Source organism: Rhodococcus sp. OAS809 (assembly GCF_040546695.1).
Classification (GTDB): domain Bacteria; phylum Actinomycetota; class Actinomycetes; order Mycobacteriales; family Mycobacteriaceae; genus Rhodococcus_F; species Rhodococcus_F qingshengii.
Genome location: NZ_JBEPOI010000002.1, coordinates 2629480 through 2644201, shown reverse-complemented (window position 1 = coordinate 2644201; position 14722 = coordinate 2629480). Strand labels below are relative to the sequence as shown.

General features: G+C 61.2%; 22 protein-coding genes. 13 read left to right on the top strand and 9 right to left on the bottom strand.

The features are described 5' to 3' along the window. Positions 1 to 19: 19 nt before the first annotated feature. Positions 20 to 565 carry a Dps family protein gene (locus ABIE52_RS15340; RefSeq protein ID WP_003943731.1) on the bottom strand — a complete coding sequence of 182 codons (546 nt, stop codon included), beginning with the start codon at positions 563 to 565 and terminating at the stop codon, positions 20 to 22. A gap of 84 nt (positions 566 to 649) precedes the next feature. Next, positions 650 to 808: a hypothetical protein gene (locus ABIE52_RS15335; RefSeq protein ID WP_003943664.1), complete on the bottom strand. Its 159-nt coding sequence runs from the start codon at positions 806 to 808 to the stop codon at positions 650 to 652. A gap of 358 nt (positions 809 to 1166) precedes the next feature. Here ABIE52_RS15335 and ABIE52_RS15330 point away from each other — a divergent pair, with 358 nt between their 5' ends. Beyond that, entirely contained in the window at positions 1167 to 1469 is a 303-nt protein-coding gene (locus tag ABIE52_RS15330) for a MerR family transcriptional regulator (protein ID WP_058227578.1), read from the top strand. 24 nt (positions 1470 to 1493) lie between these two features. On the opposite strand, the gene ABIE52_RS15325 is transcribed toward ABIE52_RS15330, so the two are convergent. From ABIE52_RS15325 to ABIE52_RS15310, 4 genes are all read right to left on the bottom strand, one after another. Continuing rightward, positions 1494 to 1871 (bottom strand): hypothetical protein, encoded by a 378-nt coding sequence (locus ABIE52_RS15325; RefSeq protein WP_007726560.1) that lies wholly within the window; start codon positions 1869 to 1871, stop codon positions 1494 to 1496. Between the two features lie 136 nt (positions 1872 to 2007). Further along, the gene (locus tag ABIE52_RS15320) at positions 2008 to 3495 is read right to left on the bottom strand and encodes an alpha,alpha-trehalose-phosphate synthase (UDP-forming) (protein ID WP_054187565.1); all 1488 of its coding nucleotides are present in this window, start codon (positions 3493 to 3495) and stop codon (positions 2008 to 2010) included. Further along, positions 3492 to 3911, bottom strand: a complete 420-nt coding sequence (locus tag ABIE52_RS15315; RefSeq protein ID WP_007726563.1) for an STAS domain-containing protein — start codon at positions 3909 to 3911, stop codon at positions 3492 to 3494. The genes ABIE52_RS15320 and ABIE52_RS15315 overlap by 4 nt, the downstream gene beginning before the upstream one ends. Before the next feature lie 259 nt (positions 3912 to 4170). Next, positions 4171 to 4359 carry a PI-type proteinase gene (locus tag ABIE52_RS15310; protein WP_136472457.1) on the bottom strand — a complete coding sequence of 63 codons (189 nt, stop codon included), beginning with the start codon at positions 4357 to 4359 and terminating at the stop codon, positions 4171 to 4173. 167 nt (positions 4360 to 4526) lie between these two features. On the opposite strand from ABIE52_RS15310, the gene ABIE52_RS15305 reads away from it, so the two are divergent. Next, entirely contained in the window at positions 4527 to 4775 is a 249-nt protein-coding gene (locus tag ABIE52_RS15305; RefSeq protein WP_007726566.1) for a hypothetical protein, read from the top strand. Between the two features lie 220 nt (positions 4776 to 4995). Here ABIE52_RS15305 and ABIE52_RS15300 read toward each other — a convergent pair whose 3' ends face one another. Both ABIE52_RS15300 and ABIE52_RS15295 read right to left on the bottom strand, forming a co-directional pair. Beyond that, positions 4996 to 5487, bottom strand: coding sequence for a hypothetical protein (locus ABIE52_RS15300; RefSeq protein WP_218960345.1), 492 nt, complete (start codon positions 5485 to 5487; stop codon positions 4996 to 4998). Then, positions 5484 to 6062 carry an RNA polymerase sigma factor gene (locus tag ABIE52_RS15295; protein ID WP_007726571.1) on the bottom strand — a complete coding sequence of 193 codons (579 nt, stop codon included), beginning with the start codon at positions 6060 to 6062 and terminating at the stop codon, positions 5484 to 5486. Before ABIE52_RS15295 ends, ABIE52_RS15300 begins: the two co-directional genes overlap by 4 nt. Positions 6063 to 6248: 186 nt before the next feature. On the opposite strand from ABIE52_RS15295, the gene ABIE52_RS15290 reads away from it, so the two are divergent. From ABIE52_RS15290 to ABIE52_RS15250, 9 genes are all read left to right on the top strand, one after another. Further along, positions 6249 to 6713 carry an Asp23/Gls24 family envelope stress response protein gene (locus tag ABIE52_RS15290; RefSeq protein WP_003943699.1) on the top strand — a complete coding sequence of 155 codons (465 nt, stop codon included), beginning with the start codon at positions 6249 to 6251 and terminating at the stop codon, positions 6711 to 6713. After that, a complete protein-coding gene (locus ABIE52_RS15285) occupies positions 6710 to 6994 on the top strand; it encodes an Asp23/Gls24 family envelope stress response protein (protein ID WP_007726575.1) in 285 nt (94 codons plus the stop codon). Before ABIE52_RS15290 ends, ABIE52_RS15285 begins: the two co-directional genes overlap by 4 nt. Positions 6995 to 7064: 70 nt before the next feature. Next, complete coding sequence (locus tag ABIE52_RS15280) at positions 7065 to 7253, top strand: hypothetical protein (RefSeq protein WP_007726577.1); 189 nt, start codon at positions 7065 to 7067, stop codon at positions 7251 to 7253. 38 nt (positions 7254 to 7291) lie between these two features. After that, a complete protein-coding gene (locus ABIE52_RS15275; RefSeq protein WP_003943629.1) occupies positions 7292 to 7471 on the top strand; it encodes a hypothetical protein in 180 nt (59 codons plus the stop codon). Next, on the top strand, positions 7464 to 7856 hold the full coding sequence (locus ABIE52_RS15270; RefSeq protein WP_054187564.1) for an Asp23/Gls24 family envelope stress response protein: 393 nt from the start codon (positions 7464 to 7466) through the stop codon (positions 7854 to 7856). Before ABIE52_RS15275 ends, ABIE52_RS15270 begins: the two co-directional genes overlap by 8 nt. After that, complete coding sequence (locus ABIE52_RS15265; protein WP_054187563.1) at positions 7853 to 8422, top strand: DUF6286 domain-containing protein; 570 nt, start codon at positions 7853 to 7855, stop codon at positions 8420 to 8422. Before ABIE52_RS15270 ends, ABIE52_RS15265 begins: the two co-directional genes overlap by 4 nt. After that, on the top strand, positions 8419 to 9003 hold the full coding sequence (locus ABIE52_RS15260) for a hypothetical protein (RefSeq protein WP_054187562.1): 585 nt from the start codon (positions 8419 to 8421) through the stop codon (positions 9001 to 9003). Before ABIE52_RS15265 ends, ABIE52_RS15260 begins: the two co-directional genes overlap by 4 nt. A 406-nt stretch (positions 9004 to 9409) precedes the next feature. Beyond that, positions 9410 to 9673 (top strand): GlsB/YeaQ/YmgE family stress response membrane protein, encoded by a 264-nt coding sequence (locus ABIE52_RS15255; protein ID WP_047890188.1) that lies wholly within the window; start codon positions 9410 to 9412, stop codon positions 9671 to 9673. Positions 9674 to 9761: 88 nt separating this feature from the next. Continuing rightward, positions 9762 to 9959: a CsbD family protein gene (locus tag ABIE52_RS15250; protein WP_007726588.1), complete on the top strand. Its 198-nt coding sequence runs from the start codon at positions 9762 to 9764 to the stop codon at positions 9957 to 9959. A 33-nt stretch (positions 9960 to 9992) separates the two neighbouring features. On the opposite strand, the gene ABIE52_RS15245 is transcribed toward ABIE52_RS15250, so the two are convergent. Beyond that, entirely contained in the window at positions 9993 to 10715 is a 723-nt protein-coding gene (locus tag ABIE52_RS15245; protein WP_003943634.1) for a hypothetical protein, read from the bottom strand. A 306-nt stretch (positions 10716 to 11021) separates the two neighbouring features. Between ABIE52_RS15245 and ABIE52_RS15240 the strand changes: the two genes are divergently transcribed. Both ABIE52_RS15240 and ABIE52_RS15235 read left to right on the top strand, forming a co-directional pair. Next, complete coding sequence (locus tag ABIE52_RS15240) at positions 11022 to 12983, top strand: hypothetical protein (RefSeq protein WP_192712045.1); 1962 nt, start codon at positions 11022 to 11024, stop codon at positions 12981 to 12983. After that, positions 12980 to 14713, top strand: coding sequence for a glycosyltransferase family 39 protein (locus tag ABIE52_RS15235; RefSeq protein WP_054187560.1), 1734 nt, complete (start codon positions 12980 to 12982; stop codon positions 14711 to 14713). Before ABIE52_RS15240 ends, ABIE52_RS15235 begins: the two co-directional genes overlap by 4 nt. Positions 14714 to 14722 lie beyond the last annotated feature (9 nt).

The following is a 14722-nucleotide window of genomic DNA, read 5'->3' as shown; positions in this document are numbered from 1 at the left end:
CGAAACCGCGGACGGTGCGTCAGTTCTGACGCGCCTCATTTGCGGCATCCTGCTCGGTGGACGCGCCTTCGTGTACGAGGCTGCCACCCGAGTTCTCGAGGTGAGCACGAACGAACCACTGGAACTTTTCCAACTGCGCCGTCTGGCCGATCAACATGTCCTCGGTGATCGGATCGATCTTGCCGACGCTGTCGATTGCGGTGCGACTGTCGGTGATGATCCCGGTGTAGACGAGGTCGAGCGCAGCGAGGTGCGCACGAGCGTCGTCGCGGCCGACGGAGTAGTCGTCCCACGTTCGATCGCGCTCGATTGCTCCCGCGGTGCCCTTGGGCGAGTTACCCAGTGCCGCGATACGTTCGGCCACATCGTCGGCGTAGCCGCGAACCAACTCCACCTGGGGGTCGATCATCTCGTGCACGCCGATGAAGTTGGGGCCCACGACGTTCCAGTGAACGTGCTTGAGCGTGAGGTGAAGATCGTTGTAGGCGCTGAGGCGTTCCTGCAGAATATCGGCGACGGACGAACCGTCTGCGCTGCTCAGTCCCGGTACGGTGAACTCGGACATATGTTTTCCTCTCGTCTTGATGGGGATCGCCCTCCAGTGGGGCGGTCTCGCGCCATCGTCAATCGGATCGCGTGTCGGTCAGGTTCAGTGCGCGAGTGCTACTGGCTCCTCTGTCACCGGGTCGCCGTACATCATCGCGATTCGGCGCTTGACCTCTTCGGTTGTCAAAGTCGCACTTGCGACAGTGATTCCGATGCCGGTGGTGCTCTCGCCCTGTGTGGGCGGGATGTCGATCGTCGTCATCTTGCTCCCGGTGAAGAGTGTGCCGTGAGGGAGTCGGCTGAACCACCGACTCCGACGTCTGGGTGTTCTGCGCCTTCGAGCTCCAGTTATGGCGCTTTCGGGTGCTACAAAATCTATATCAGCCGATGTAGATAATTGGCAAGGCTACTTCGATTCGCGGGCGAAGGAAAGCGCATTGTTCAATCTTGTCGAAATCGGCTTTGATCTGCCATTTCACGCCCTTTCTGCTCGACGATTCTTGTTGTCAGTGGTCCTGGACACGCTTGAATCTATGTCCTGGGCGTCAGATTCACTGCGTGATGGTGCTAAGGTCGGGTGACGCCGATTGAGACAGCCGACACCGAACTAGGAGGTTCCAGTGACGTCGGAATCCCAGACCCGGGCGCTGCGCGGCGTGTACGGGATCTCAGTGATGTCTGAACTGTCCGGGGTAGGACCTCAGACGCTGCGCCTTTACGAGCGAAGGGGCTTGCTCACACCAACCCGTACCGATGGCGGTACGCGCCGGTACAGCGAGGCCGACCTGGAGACGCTCGGACGAATCACCGCGCTGATCGACGACGGAGTCAATCTCGTCGGTATTCGTCTGATTCTGTCCCTCGAGGCCGAGAATGCAGTCTTAGCGGCTCGAATCAGCCAGTTGACCGCCGAGGGGGACTAGTGGTGCTGCTCGAGACGATGCCGTTCAGGATGGAGTTTCGGTGCGGGTAGGGTCGCCGAAGTCCGCGTCGGCGGAGATTTTGTTCCCTGCCGCTGCGATCTGTTCGAGCGCGGCGTCCAAAGCATCGACCAACCATTGATGCGACGCCTCCGCGAGGAGGCGATCCGGAGTGTCGGTGTTCTCGGATTGGAAGAACCGCACCAGCCATGATTCTCCGTTGTCGGGTCGATCGGAGAGTCCAGCCGCGGTATTGGTCGCCAGAAGGAACCGGTTGTATTCGAGGTCAACACGAATGGCGTACTCGCCGAACAGGTTCACCACGTTGGCCGGCCGATGAGTAGCGGCAGCGAGCGCAATGAGAGCGTCGTTGTAGGTTTCGGAGTACTTCATCGTGAGGGGCATGGTCGGCCTGTCTTTCTGGGCCGATGCAGCATTGCACGGCTATGTCGAGGAGATCAGTTCGCAGCCGCTGCTTGACGATGAACTGAAACCAATCCTAGCTCGAGTCTCCGAGCGCACTGACGCAAGCCCGTGAGGGTCAGTTGTTGCGCGCAAAGTTCGACTCACGCTCCGTGAGGAACTGATCGTCCGGAAGCGGTCCAGCTGGGGCAAGCGCAGTCAGGAACGACTCGGCCCACTGATGCACATCGTGTGTCATGACCTGTCGATGCAGCGCAGCCATACGTCGACGGCCTTCCTTCGGATCCTGATGAACCGCGGTCAGGATCGTATTCTTCACGCCGTCCAAATCGTGCGGGTTGACCAGGTATGACTGTCGTAATTCCATTGCGGCACCGGTGAACTCGCTGAGAACGAGAGCACCTCCGAGGTCGCCACGACAGGCCACGTACTCCTTGGCCACCAGATTCATCCCGTCGCGCATCGGCGTCACGAGCATGACGTCGGCAGCGACGAACAGTGCGATCAGTTCTTCACGGTCGACCGGCTGATACAGGTAGTGAACGACGGGGCGGCCGATCTGACTGTGGTCACCGTTGATGCGGCCCACCTGCTCTTCGATGACGCTACGCAGGTCGATATAGTGCTGCACGCGTTCACGACTGGGCGTCGCGAGCTGCACCATCGTGTACTTCTCCGGATCCAGACGATCCTCGTCGAGGAGTTCCTTCAAGGCTTGAAGCCGCAGGTCGATACCCTTGGTGTAGTCCAGCCGGTCGACTCCCAGCAAGATTTTCTCGGGATTTCCCAGCTCTTCCTTCAATTCGCGCGCGCGACGCAGGACCGAATCGCTTTTCGACTGGCGCTCGAGTTCGGCAGAATCGACGGAGATGGGAAAGGCGCCCACCTTGACGACGCGAGAATCGAAATCCACATGCCCGAGCGCACTTCGAACACCGACGCCCGCGGTCGTCGTCTTGAGGCCGAGAAGTTTGCGGGCCAAGAACAGGAAATTGTTTGCGCCACCAGGTAAGTGGAAGCCGATCAGATCGGCGCCCAGCATTCCCCTGACGATTTCCTTGCGCCACGGAAGCTGCATGAAGAGCTCGACCGGAGGGAACGGGATGTGAAGAAAGAACCCGATCGTCAGATCTGGGCGCAGCTCGCGCAGCATCGCCGGCACAAGTTGCAACTGATAGTCCTGCACCCAGACAGTCGCTCCGTCCGCGGCGCAACGCGCGGTTTCCTCGGCGAACCGCTGGTTGACTGCGACGTAGGTGTGCCACCACGACCGCTCGAACGTCGGAGCCACCAGAACGTCGTGGTAGAGCGGCCACAACGTGTCGTTGGAGAACCCCTCGTAGTACTCGGCGAGGTCCTGAGAGGTCAGCTCGACGGGAAACAGACGAAGGCCGTCAACCACTATCGGATCGACCTTCTCGTCCGCGACCCCCGGCCAGCCGACCCAGGCGCCATCCCGCTGTCGGAGGATGGGTTCGAGCGCAGTGACGAGCCCACCCGGACTTCGCTTCCAGTTCTTGCTTCCGTCTTCGTCGGTTTCGAGATCGACCGGCAGTCGGTTTGCGACGACGACGAATTCGGAGAGCTTTTCGAGATCGGTACTCACGCCGACATCGGCTCCGCCAGGGTCTCGTCCAGGACGGAGGTCGAGGACAGGTACGCGACTGCATCGGCTGTCGAGTCGGTGTACACGATGTCGGTGTCCATCTTCAGAAGAGACAGCGGACGCCTGACAGGGTGCGCTGCGACGAGCGTCCACGGCACGCCGAGCCTCCGTGCCTTGGCCGACAGAGTCTCGATGATGGAAAGACCTCCGACGGAGATGAACTGGACGTCCGAGCAGTCGAGTACGAACGGGTGTCGCTCACCGATCAGGTCGTCGACGCAGGCAGCGAAATCAGCTCGGGACCGGACGTCGATCTCGCCGCTGACCACGAGCGACTGAATGTTTTCGGCACAGGTCGTCGTGAAGGTGGGGGGACTGTCCGTACGCTCATCTGTAGTTCTCGAAAACTCGTTCATCGAAACTCCTGACGGATTGCTCGAAACGGTTCGTTCGAACGGTCTGGTTCGAAACGGTTTCGTTCGAAACCGGGAAACGGCACGGGAAGCAACGCACGAACCGTGCTCGTCTTCAACGGCTGGGTACTCAACCGTGCTGAGTGCCTACCTTACCGCATCGCGAAAACCCAGGTGAAAAGCGTTAGATCCGTACGGATTTCAAGGTCCCGTGAGCGTCGGCCCACGGGACCTTGGTCCCGATGGTTCAGACCTTCCGGGATCAGTCGGTGTCAGTCGCCGGGCCGGTGCTCGAGGCTCCGCCCTCGTCGGCCCACGTACGTTCGCCCGACGGATCGGTCTGAACGTCCTTGGGTGCGGTGTCGGAGCCGGTTCCCGGACCGTGGTCGGTGCCGGTGGTCTGCGGCTCGTCCGTCTGATCCGTGCGGTCGGTGGAATTCTGTTCACTCATGGTGCGCGTTTCCTTCGGGAAGTCGTTGTTCATGTACTTGTCGTTTCCTGCTCACCCGCGAGGGGTACTCAGTAGGGGGTAGTGCGTCACGTCGAGCCAGTACGTCACGTCGAGTCCATACCGGCAAAGTCAGCTGTCACCGAAGCAGGAGATTTCACGTGAACCATATGACCGTGACGACCGAACACCTGCGTGCACTGCTGGGCAGTGGCCCCCATTCGGAACTGGTAGCGGTCGGGGGCGAGATCGAGATCTACGTCCCCGATGAAGAAGGGTTCGGTCTCGAGGGTATCTCGCTTGTCACTCGCGAGCAGTTGGCCGAACGTCTACCGTCCTCACCCGACAATCCCGACGAAGGTGAACTACGTATCGCCGCAGAATCGTTGAGCGAGATGATCGCCGAACTCGGCGGTTGAACTCCGAAGTTCGGGGCAGCCGACGTCAGATCTGCGGGATCGGATCCGGAGGGTACGGGTTCGGTGGCGTCGGAGTCGGTGGCACGGGCGGCGGATTCATCGGATCGGGTGGTGTCGGCGCCGGTGGTGTCGGCGGCCCCGGGTCGGGGGCGGGGCCCGGATCCGGTGGTGGGGGAGTGGTCATGAGTGCCGGGTTCCCAAACACTTGCCGAACAAACACCTAGTGTTCGGAGTGGCTTTTGGTGTTCCCTTCGGCAGGTAGATCATCGACGATGTCGACTACGGCGACGTGGATGCTCTCTGCAGAGACCGGTGGGTCCGTGTCGCCGAGGATCAGGTGAACGACGTCCACGACGGTGAACCGAACCCGGTCCGACAGTTCGGCCAGATCCACTCCGTATGGCGCTGCCAGTTCGATACGTAGTGAACGTATTTCGTGGCCGTCGACGAAGAACTCGATGCTGCTCGGCGAGCAGTGGTGCCGAGAACGTATCTCGGCGGCCAAGTGGGTGCGGAGTACGTGATCGCTCACCGACACAGTGCCTAGACGTGGACCTTCCGACGCGTGTGCGTCGAGCGGCCAACCGGACGCCGAGGTCGACCGTAGCGCCCGGATCACCTTGTCGCTGATTCGATCCCAGCCCGGCTCGGGAGCGTTCCGCAGGACGTCGGATGCGTGCGCCATCAATGCGTCGGTTCGTGATTCAGTCATCGCCACCTCGTCATTCGTTCACTCAGGTTAGCCCGTGCACGATGGTGATGCCCGCGCACCGCATCCGGGGTGAGTCTTAGAATCTTGCCGATTTGAACGAACGTGAGCATCTCCACCTCTCGCAGCGTCCATGCCGCACGCTGGCGATAAGGCAGTTCACCCAACGCTTCTTCCAGTGCCTCGAGGAACGCGGAGTTCGAGGTCGTGTCGAACGGGCCGGCCTCGGGAGACGGCACGAGAGGATCGAGCAATCTGTCGTCGATCGGTTGAGCTCTCTTGATTCGATAGCTGTCCACGATCTTTCGGGAACAGATCGCGAAAAGCCATGTTCGCATCGACGATTCGCCACGAAACGAATCGAGTCGACGCCAGGCGGCCACGAAGGTGTCCTGGACTACCTCGAGAATGTCACCTTCGTCTGCGAGCATGCGACGCGCATAGCGGTGAAGTGCAGGTCCGTAGTAGTGCACCAGTGACTCGAATGCTTCTCGGTCGCCGAGTATCGCAGCGTTCACTGTCGCGGTGTCCAAACCGTCAGGTGCTTCGGTGAGCCCCTGTGTATGCGGTAACGCCACAGTCGCTCCTCTCGCGGAAATGCGGAAAACTCGGCTGCGTTCGAAGATTGTTCGCCCGGCCGGGGCGTTGAATGTTACGGACAGTAACTAACAAGTGTCAGTGATGCACGTCACCTGACTGGGGCATTCGGTTTTGCCTTCGAGTGACGACTACACAGGTAGATCGATCAACAGGAGGAGATGACAATGGTCAGCACGCAGGTTGCGACAGCATCTACGAAGGATGTTGCATCATCGAACGACTCGGCTCTCGTGAGTTCGCAAGGAAAGACGTCGATCGCCGACACCGTTGTCTCGAAGATTGCCGGCATCGCCACGCGAGAGGTGAGCGGCGTGTACGACGTCGGCGGCGGAGCGTCGCGGGTTGTCGGGGCACTGCGCGAGCGGATCCCCGGCGCGAGTGTCAACCACTCCCAGGGAGTATCGGTCGAGGTCGGCGAAAAGCAGGCAGCGGTCGACATCGACATCGTGGCCGAGTACGGCGTATCGCTCGCCGATCTGGCCACCGGCATTCGCCGCAACGTCATTGCGGCGCTCGAACGGATGACGGGTCTCGAAGTGACCGAGGTGAACATCACGGTTCACGACGTTCACCTCGACGAGGGCAGTGACGACGAAACCGGCGAGCCCAAGACTGCACGGGTGCAGTGAGTTCCGAAATCGCCGACACCATCGCGGCGGCTGTGACGGGGATACCTGGGGTCGCCTCGCTTCATGCCGGAATGTTCGGCGAGGTTGGCACGTACCTCCCCGGCCGCCGCGTCGTCGGCGTGCGGGTGACGGAGTCGTCGACAGACATCCATGTGTGCATCTTCGCCGACGCCGCCGTTCGAGATACGGCTTTACGTATCCGCCAAGCGGTTTCAGGAATCGTTACAGGCCCCGTGAACGTGACAGTGGAAGACGTAGTCGGTCGTGCGCACGATGCCTGAGCACTCTCGTGGTCCAGTTCCTGATCGCCGATCCGCACGCCGAGAGGCGATCAGGAGCTACCACCCCGACGTGGGCGGATCTGCCGACGCGCTCAATCGAGCGCTCGAACGCGTCGACCGGGACTTCGCGTCCCCGATCGGTGTGGGTGTGCGCAGGACACTGCGCGGCACGATGCGGCAGATAGCGAAACCCGCTCGGACCCAGTACACGCGTTTGCGCGCTCGGTTTCCGGGTGCAAAGACCTACACCGAGATCTGACAGGCACCAACGAACATCATCCACAACGGAGGATTCACATGACCACCTCGACTGTCGGCCTACTGGCAGGACTACTTCTCGGAGTCGCAGCTGCTGCAGGCGGTTTCACCGGATTCCTCATCGCTCTGGTTCTCGGTGTGATCGGATACCTCGTCGGTGGTCAGCGTGACGGCGAGTTCGATCTCGGTGTGATGCTGAAGGGTCGCGGACGTGGCTGAGACAGCTCGACCGGAGTCGTCTGTGCTTGCCGAGCCGGGCGATCGCGGAACGCTGACGATTCGAGACAGAGTCGCGCAGAAGTTGGTTCTCGAGGCGACGCGCGGGACCCCGGGGGTGCGTCATCACGCCGGCGGCATGGACAAACTGACCGGGCGTGAACTGCCGAGGGCGCGAGTGCTGGTATCCGGCAAGCGGGTACGGGCCAAGGTGGACATCGCGATCGAGTGGCCCGGATCCTTGTCGGTCATCGGTACCGCGGTGCGAGAGAACGTGACAACCCAGTTGCAGTCTGTATCGGGCCTGGACGTAGACGGCGTGGACGTGGCGATCGTGAGCGTTCTCTTGGCATCGACCACGCGTGACGCGGGAAGGAAAGTGCGATGACCGCCGACAAGGTCGCACCACCCACTGCCTCGAGGGCTGCTGCTCCTGTTCCCCTTGCGGCGCCCGGATCGGCCGTCACGGGATTCCTCATCGCCGCGGCGCTACTTGCGCTCGGCGTGGTCGGCGTCCGCGACGCGCTGGTGGATACCGGCGTGATCACCGGGTCGCAGTGGATACCAAGTGCTGCCGCATATGTGGACGGGCTCGCGTACCAGGGTTGGATGTTCCCGGCGGGGATCGCAGCCGTCGTTCTCGGCCTGTGGTTCGTCATCCTCGGACTCAAACCGCGACGAAAGACTGCCAATGCCTTGGTCGGAGTCGCGAATACGTGGATCGATCCCGCCGATGTAGCGGCGATAGCGTCTGTTCGCGTCGAGTCACTGGCCCAGGTTCGATCCGCTTCGTCACACGCGACCCGGCGCAAGCTGGAAGTGAAGGCCTCGGTCACGCCCGATGGAGCCGCCACCGCTGAATCGGAAATCCGTGCGGTGCTGGGGGACTTGGCCGGGTCGCTGTCACCATCGCCGCGAATCAAGGTTCGTATCCAGACGGGATCGCTGTCATGACTCGGACGGCGACGGCGATGGATCGCGTGGCGACATGCGTCGTGGGGATGCTCGCGATAGCGGTGGGAGTTGCAGCGATCCTGTGGAATCGCGACGTGATCAAGGATTTCCCGGCGCGTATCGAGATCCCGTGGGCTGAAGATCTTGTCGATCACTCGTGGTGGCCATGGGCTGTCGGAGCTGGGGGAGTATTGCTAGTCCTCCTCGCGTTGCGGTGGTTGATCGCGCATGTGCCGCTGCGTCGGGTGAAGGAGATCACGGTCCCTGGGTCGAACTCGCACAATTCCATCACCGCGGATCTGGGTGCGGTGGCGGAAGGGGCGAGCGCATCACTGGAGGACTTCGACGAAGTGTCGCGTGTCCGAGGAAAAGCGTTGCTCGATCGTGGAGTTCGCACGATCGATTTGCGAGTGACATTGAGACGTAGCGTCGTATCCGGATCGGAAACGTTGTCCGAGTTGATTTCTCGCGTCACTGACACGGGGGATCAAGTCGCTGCGGTGGTCGGTGATCCATCCGTCGCGACCAGAACTCACATCGCCGTGGAAAGCGCGAAACGCGATGAGCCGAGAACTCTCTGATCAATCGAGGTTTGAGCCTCCCGACGGCCGGGTATTGGTAGACCTCCCGATCGTGCACAGAGTCATGGATGTTGCTGTGGCACTGTGCGTCACGGTGCTCCTTGCGACCGTCACTTCGATGGCGATCGCGATCGTAGTGACGCTGATCATGTGCGCGTCGGTGAGTGTCGTTTCTCGTATGTGGTGAATCGCCAGTCATTTTGGTTCTGTCGTGAACACCTGATAGAAAGGTAAGCAGACAATGTGGCTGCTACTGAGTGCACGATCCCCCGCGTCGTGCGGCGGAGAGTCCGGTTGTGTGCAAACACAACCCGCGATCACGGTCTAGTTGCGCGGGCCGATCGCTCGGAACTCTCCCTTCACCGGCAGTCTCTCATTGCGCCGTCCCTTACCTCAAGGAGTCACAATGCTCTCACTCGGAATCATCGCCTGGATCATCATCGGTGGACTAGCGGGTTGGATCGGCAGCAAGATCATGAAAACCGATGCGCAGCAGGGGATCTTCCTCAACATCGTTGTCGGTGTGATCGGCGGCCTGATCGGTGGTTTCCTGCTTCGAGTCTTCGGCGTCGATGTCGAGGGCGCGGGCTGGATCTTCAGCTTCCTCACTTGCCTCCTCGGCGCTGTCATCTTGCTGTTCCTGGTCAAGGCAGTCACCGGAAAACGCTGACACATTTGTCCACGCAGTTCGAGTTCGACTGAATCCACGACCGAATTCCACGGCCGAACGCACGACCGAACCCAAGAAGGAGAAATACATGTCTGACTTCATCGACAAGGCAAAGCACCGCGCTGAGGATCTCATCGGCGAGGCGAAGGAAAAGTTCGGAAACGCCACGGGCAACGATGATCTGGCTGCCGAGGGTGTTGCCGATCAGGGCGAGGCGAAGGTCAAGAAGGCCGGAGACACTGTCAGTGACAAGGTCTCGGATATCAAGGACAAGTTCACAAGCTGAGTGAGCTTCAGCGCGGTTGATCGGCACGTCCGGTCAACCGCGCTTTTGTGTGCCTCCCCGGCCGTTGCGGCTACCGCGATACGCGAACTTGCGCGTTTCTGCGAGCCACTCCGGAAGCATGCGCATGTGGGCCGGTGTGTTCAGAATCGGATCGAAGGACGGCTGGAGGCAATCCGGGTGGTCCTCGACTTCGTCGAGACAGAGATGCCCGATCGGTATCAACTGAAGTTGAATTCTCGCGAGGTACACGGAGAAGTGCAGCGGGGAATGATCGACCGCAGCTTTCAATGCAGACAAAGAAGTGCCGGCCGGATGGACACCGCGCGGTGTCACGATCAGCCACGCCGCGGCACCGCCCGCGCGTGAGTAAGGAACCAGTGTGCTGTATCTCGCGCCGTTCCACGAGAAAGCCGGAGCTGGAAACATTTTCGAGAAGGTCGAAAGTCCTGATGTTGCGAGAAGAATGTCCCACGGGTTTTCATCTGCGCCGACATCGTGCAACCGAAGCGCCAGGCCGAGTACGTCGGGTAGGTCTCCGGGTGTTCCGAGGGCTTTCGACATTCGAGCGGTGACGGTAATCGTCGACGACTCCGATACCGGCCACCATGGGGTGGCCGGCTTCAATGTTCCCTTCAGCTCGATCCCGTGAGGGTGAAAAACCCTGGCCATGCGCAGCGATGATGCGAAGTGGAACGGCGCACCGACCAGCTTCCCGATCGCACTCTTGCCGGCGGGGATGATCGAATTGATCGTCACAGCTTCCTTTATCTGAGAATTCTCCGCCCGTGAAGCGCCCGGACTGGACGGACGTTCAGGCGTATTGACGGGCTTTTCAGTGGCGTCTTTCGACTTCCCAGTGGTGGTGATTGCTAATCATGTGACATGCCGTAACAAAAGTCTCGCCCGCCGGGATAATTAGCCAAACGCATAAATTGGTCGTTATGGTTTGTTTGTCCGTAACGGTGCGATCGGACCTGCGACCGTCGCGAACTGGCGAGATTGCTACTCGTGATTTGTGTTTGGTGATTGCGCGGAAACAAGAAATGTCGAGGAGACACGCTGATGGGCCACTCTCGAACCTGGCTGACGCGCGCGCTGGCAATGCCGGTGGCTGTCGCGGTCACTTTGTTGCTTCCGCTCGGCAGTGTCGCCTCCGCCCAGGATTTCGAGGACGACGCAGATACTTCGGTGGCCGCCGCAGCCACAACTCCGATCTCCTTCACCGAACTCGGACGAGGAACAGACATCGTGTTCTCCTCCGATGACGCACCCGTCTTGGTGACCGTGCCGGTGCCGGACGGACTCACCGCAACAGCCGTGACCGGAATCCTGACTGCCCCGACCGACTTCAGTAGGGGTTGGCTCGAAGTGACTGCGGACGGCAGATTGGTGAGCCGCGTCGACTTCGACGCCGGGCAGGCCGGAACCGGCCTACCGATTTCGGTTCCGTTGCAAGGTCTCGAAGTGGTCGACCGGAGCGTGACCGTGTCGATGATCGCTCACCTCGTTCCCGTCGACGACCGCTGCTACGACCGAACGAGATACCAGCCCCTTGCGCTCCGGGATGCCTTTGTCGCCTACGACGGTGCCGAGCAGCAGCCCACGACTGTTGCAACCTTCTTTCCGCCGATTTTGAGGAAGGCAACCATCTACGTCACGGATGGTTCGTCACGGTCACAGCAGAGTGCGGCTCTGCAGCTGAGTGCAGCGATTGTCAACAAGTACGGAAGTCAGCCTGACGCCGTGGTGGTGGAACAACTGCCGAACGGCCAGAGTCTGCCGTCCGCTGAGCCGGGACTGTTCGAGAGAGCTGTAGTACTCGGCAACAGTGGGGACGCCGGCATCGATCTCGCGGCTGCTCCGAATGGTGCACCAGTGCTGCGAATTTCAGGGGACGACAAGACCCTCGTTCCTCAGGTCAGTCTGTTGGCGGCGAACTTCGACGGCTACTGGGCGGCGAGCAGGGCGCTCGCGTCACCGGACAACACAGTTGCCCAGATTTCCCAGGACGCCATCACCGTCGGTGAGCTGAAGCTCGGAACGTTGACGGCTTCCGGTCTCAATCACATCGAGGTCGACGTCCCGTTCAGCCAGTCGCAACTGGGGCGTCCGATGAAGGACGTGTCGATCCGAATGATCGGTTCCTATGTACCGCTGCCGAATTCACGCAACGGAGAACTGTCGATTTCGCTGGGGGACTCACGGCTTGCTTCGCAGACGGTGAACGAGACAGGGCGCTTCGACATCGGCGTCGATGTTCCGAACGAACTCCTGCGTCGCGACCTGACCTTCGAAGTCTCGATGGATGTGACCGGCGACTTCCAATGCGGCACCAGTAGCCCGTCTTCGCTCACTGTCGATCCGGCAAGCACCATCACGTCCACTACCGGATTCCCGCCGACGCCTGGAGGATTCCAGGCATTACCGCAGTCGATGCTGCCCACACTCGATGTCGGTTTGAGTCACGGTGATTTCGCAGATCTCGTTCGCGCGCAGCGCCTCGTTGTCGCGATGCAGCGGTTGAGCTATCTGCCGCTGCAACCGCGTGTGCTCCCGTTCGGCGACGCGGCGACCAGTTCGCTGCCGGCGTTGTTGATCGCGGCGGACGGGAAGCTTCCCACTCCGGTGGCTCTACCCATGGACACAGCAGATCAAGGGCTCCTGCGCTTGCAGGGTCTGGAATTCGGTGGACAATACGGTGCCTTGCAGGTGGTTTCGGGTTCGCACAACGAAGTGGTGGCGCTGACCTCTGAGGGTGATGCGGCCGATGCCGACGGTCTGCTCAACTGGTTGGAAGGTGGGAAGGACCGGTTCGCAGAACTGACCGGCGATGTCCTGGTCGCGCCTCGGGGAAGTGAGCCCTTCGATGTCGGAGTCAACGTCGCCCCGTTGGGCACCGCGACCTCGGCCGAAGAGGAGACCGGACTGAGCGCGGTCACGATCGGCTGGATCGGATTCGGGACCGTGGTTCTGATCGCTGTTGCCGTCGGTGGTGTGCTCGTGGCTCGGCGTCGCGGACAGTGACCGTCACCGATCGCCCGGCCCTGTCCGTCGCGGTCCACGATCTACCGGGCCGCAAGCCATGGCGGATGTTCGTCGCGCTCTTCGCGATCTACACCGCGTTGGGCGTGTGGATGAACGCGGGTATCGGGTTCATCTTCACCGATTCGCTCAGCCGCGTCGCCGCGGTGTCGGCGATGTTGCTCAGCCGTGATCCGCACTTCGCGGCGATCGGGTTCGTGTTCACCCCGTTGACGGCGGCAGTCCAGATTCCGATGGGCCTGATGGGTCATTGGTGGCCGGATCTGCTGCGGTGGAACATCACTGCGGTCGTGATGTCCGCGGCCTTCATGGCTGGTGCTGTGATTCAGGTACGTGGGATCAGCCGCGACCGTGGGTGTGCGCGATGGGTCACCGTCGTCCTGACCGTGCTGTTCGCTGTCAACCCGATGATCGTCATGTACGCGGCGAGCGGAATGAGCGAAGCTCCGTTCCTCTTCTTCGTTCTGTGGGCGACACGTCGATTGATTCGGTGGATGCGAAGCGACGACGTACACGACCTCATCGGTGCCGGCCTCGCTTTCGCTCTGGCGTACCTCACCAGATACGACGCATTGGCCCCGCTGTTCGTCGCGGTGGTGCTGGTGACCGTGGTGAGTTGGCTTCGTTTCCGTCCGACTGCTGAGGAGCGCGGCGAGGGCGCGGGGCCTGGCTTGCGGCTCTGGGCAGCAGCCCTCGACGGTGCCGTAGTGCTGATGCCGGGATTCCTTGCCCTAGCCTTGTGGTCGTTTGCCAGTTGGCTCATCACAGGTCAAGCGTTCCAACAGTTCTCGTCGGTCTACGGGAACAGTTCCATCCTGGAGCAGGCTGGTGCCGGAACCGACTCACCGATCGCCCGTCTTGCGTTCTCGATTACCGAAATGGCCGTACTCGGCCCGGCGCTCCCGGTGCTCGCGGTCCTTGCAATCATCTACGCACTTCGGCGGCGCGACACCGAAGTGGTCGTGCCTCTTGTGTTGTTCGGCGCCATCCTCGGTGCCCAAACCTTGCTCTACGTGATGGGATCGACGTTTCCCCTTCTGCGCTTCTACATTTCGATCATTCCGCTGTGTTTCGTGTTGGTCGTCCTGATCGCACCTCGCGGTGCGCCGGTCGTCACGCGTCGACCGGGGGCTGCTGCGTCACGCTCGGTATCGACGTACCCCGAGCAGTCGGGGCCCTCTCTGCCCCTTGTGATCTCTCTGTGCTTGCTGGTCGGGTCGACGCTGGTCACGTTTGTCGCGATGGGTAATGCGCGGATCGCAGTGCTCGAGCATTCCATTGCCAGTGCGATCATTCCGGGCCGGCAGAACCTGGAGGAGCAGACGAATCTGCGCACGTTTGCGGCCGAGCGTCGCATCGCCAGATACCTGGACGACTTGGCTCTGCCGGAGGGGTCGGTTCTGCTCGACACCGTGCAGAGCTATGCCGTCGTGGCGTCGTCGAACAATCCTCGGCAATTCGTCGTGCCTTCCGATGCGGACTTCGTGCGCGTACTGAACAACCCCGCCGAACATCACGTCGAATACATCCTGTCGGTGCCGAACACCGGTCGCGGTGTGTCGGACGCGGTCAATCGGCGCTATCCGACGATGTACGACACCGGGGCCGGCGGTGTGGGAGCGCTGGTACTCGAGGTTCCCAACGACGGCGGCATGGACCCTTCGGCCTGGCGTTTGTATCGCGTCACCGGTGAACGGCAAACGGGTCGATGAGGCAATTCG

Excerpts from the sequence above, each read along its gene's own strand:
- ABIE52_RS15340 (WP_003943731.1), bottom strand. The coding sequence starts at position 565 with ATGTCCGAGTTCACCGTACCGGGACTGAGCAGCGCAGACGGTTCGTCC.
- ABIE52_RS15335 (WP_003943664.1), bottom strand. The coding sequence starts at position 808 with ATGACGACGATCGACATCCCGCCCACACAGGGCGAGAGCACCACCGGC.
- ABIE52_RS15325 (WP_007726560.1), bottom strand. The coding sequence starts at position 1,871 with ATGCCCCTCACGATGAAGTACTCCGAAACCTACAACGACGCTCTCATT.
- ABIE52_RS15315 (WP_007726563.1), bottom strand. The coding sequence starts at position 3,911 with ATGAACGAGTTTTCGAGAACTACAGATGAGCGTACGGACAGTCCCCCC.
- ABIE52_RS15310 (WP_136472457.1), bottom strand. The coding sequence starts at position 4,359 with ATGAGTGAACAGAATTCCACCGACCGCACGGATCAGACGGACGAGCCG.
- ABIE52_RS15305 (WP_007726566.1), top strand. The coding sequence starts at position 4,527 with ATGACCGTGACGACCGAACACCTGCGTGCACTGCTGGGCAGTGGCCCC.
- ABIE52_RS15300 (WP_218960345.1), bottom strand. The coding sequence starts at position 5,487 with ATGACTGAATCACGAACCGACGCATTGATGGCGCACGCATCCGACGTC.
- ABIE52_RS15290 (WP_003943699.1), top strand. The coding sequence starts at position 6,249 with ATGGTCAGCACGCAGGTTGCGACAGCATCTACGAAGGATGTTGCATCA.
- ABIE52_RS15275 (WP_003943629.1), top strand. The coding sequence starts at position 7,292 with ATGACCACCTCGACTGTCGGCCTACTGGCAGGACTACTTCTCGGAGTC.
- ABIE52_RS15265 (WP_054187563.1), top strand. The coding sequence starts at position 7,853 with ATGACCGCCGACAAGGTCGCACCACCCACTGCCTCGAGGGCTGCTGCT.
- ABIE52_RS15260 (WP_054187562.1), top strand. The coding sequence starts at position 8,419 with ATGACTCGGACGGCGACGGCGATGGATCGCGTGGCGACATGCGTCGTG.
- ABIE52_RS15255 (WP_047890188.1), top strand. The coding sequence starts at position 9,410 with ATGCTCTCACTCGGAATCATCGCCTGGATCATCATCGGTGGACTAGCG.
- ABIE52_RS15250 (WP_007726588.1), top strand. The coding sequence starts at position 9,762 with ATGTCTGACTTCATCGACAAGGCAAAGCACCGCGCTGAGGATCTCATC.
- ABIE52_RS15240 (WP_192712045.1), top strand. The coding sequence starts at position 11,022 with ATGGGCCACTCTCGAACCTGGCTGACGCGCGCGCTGGCAATGCCGGTG.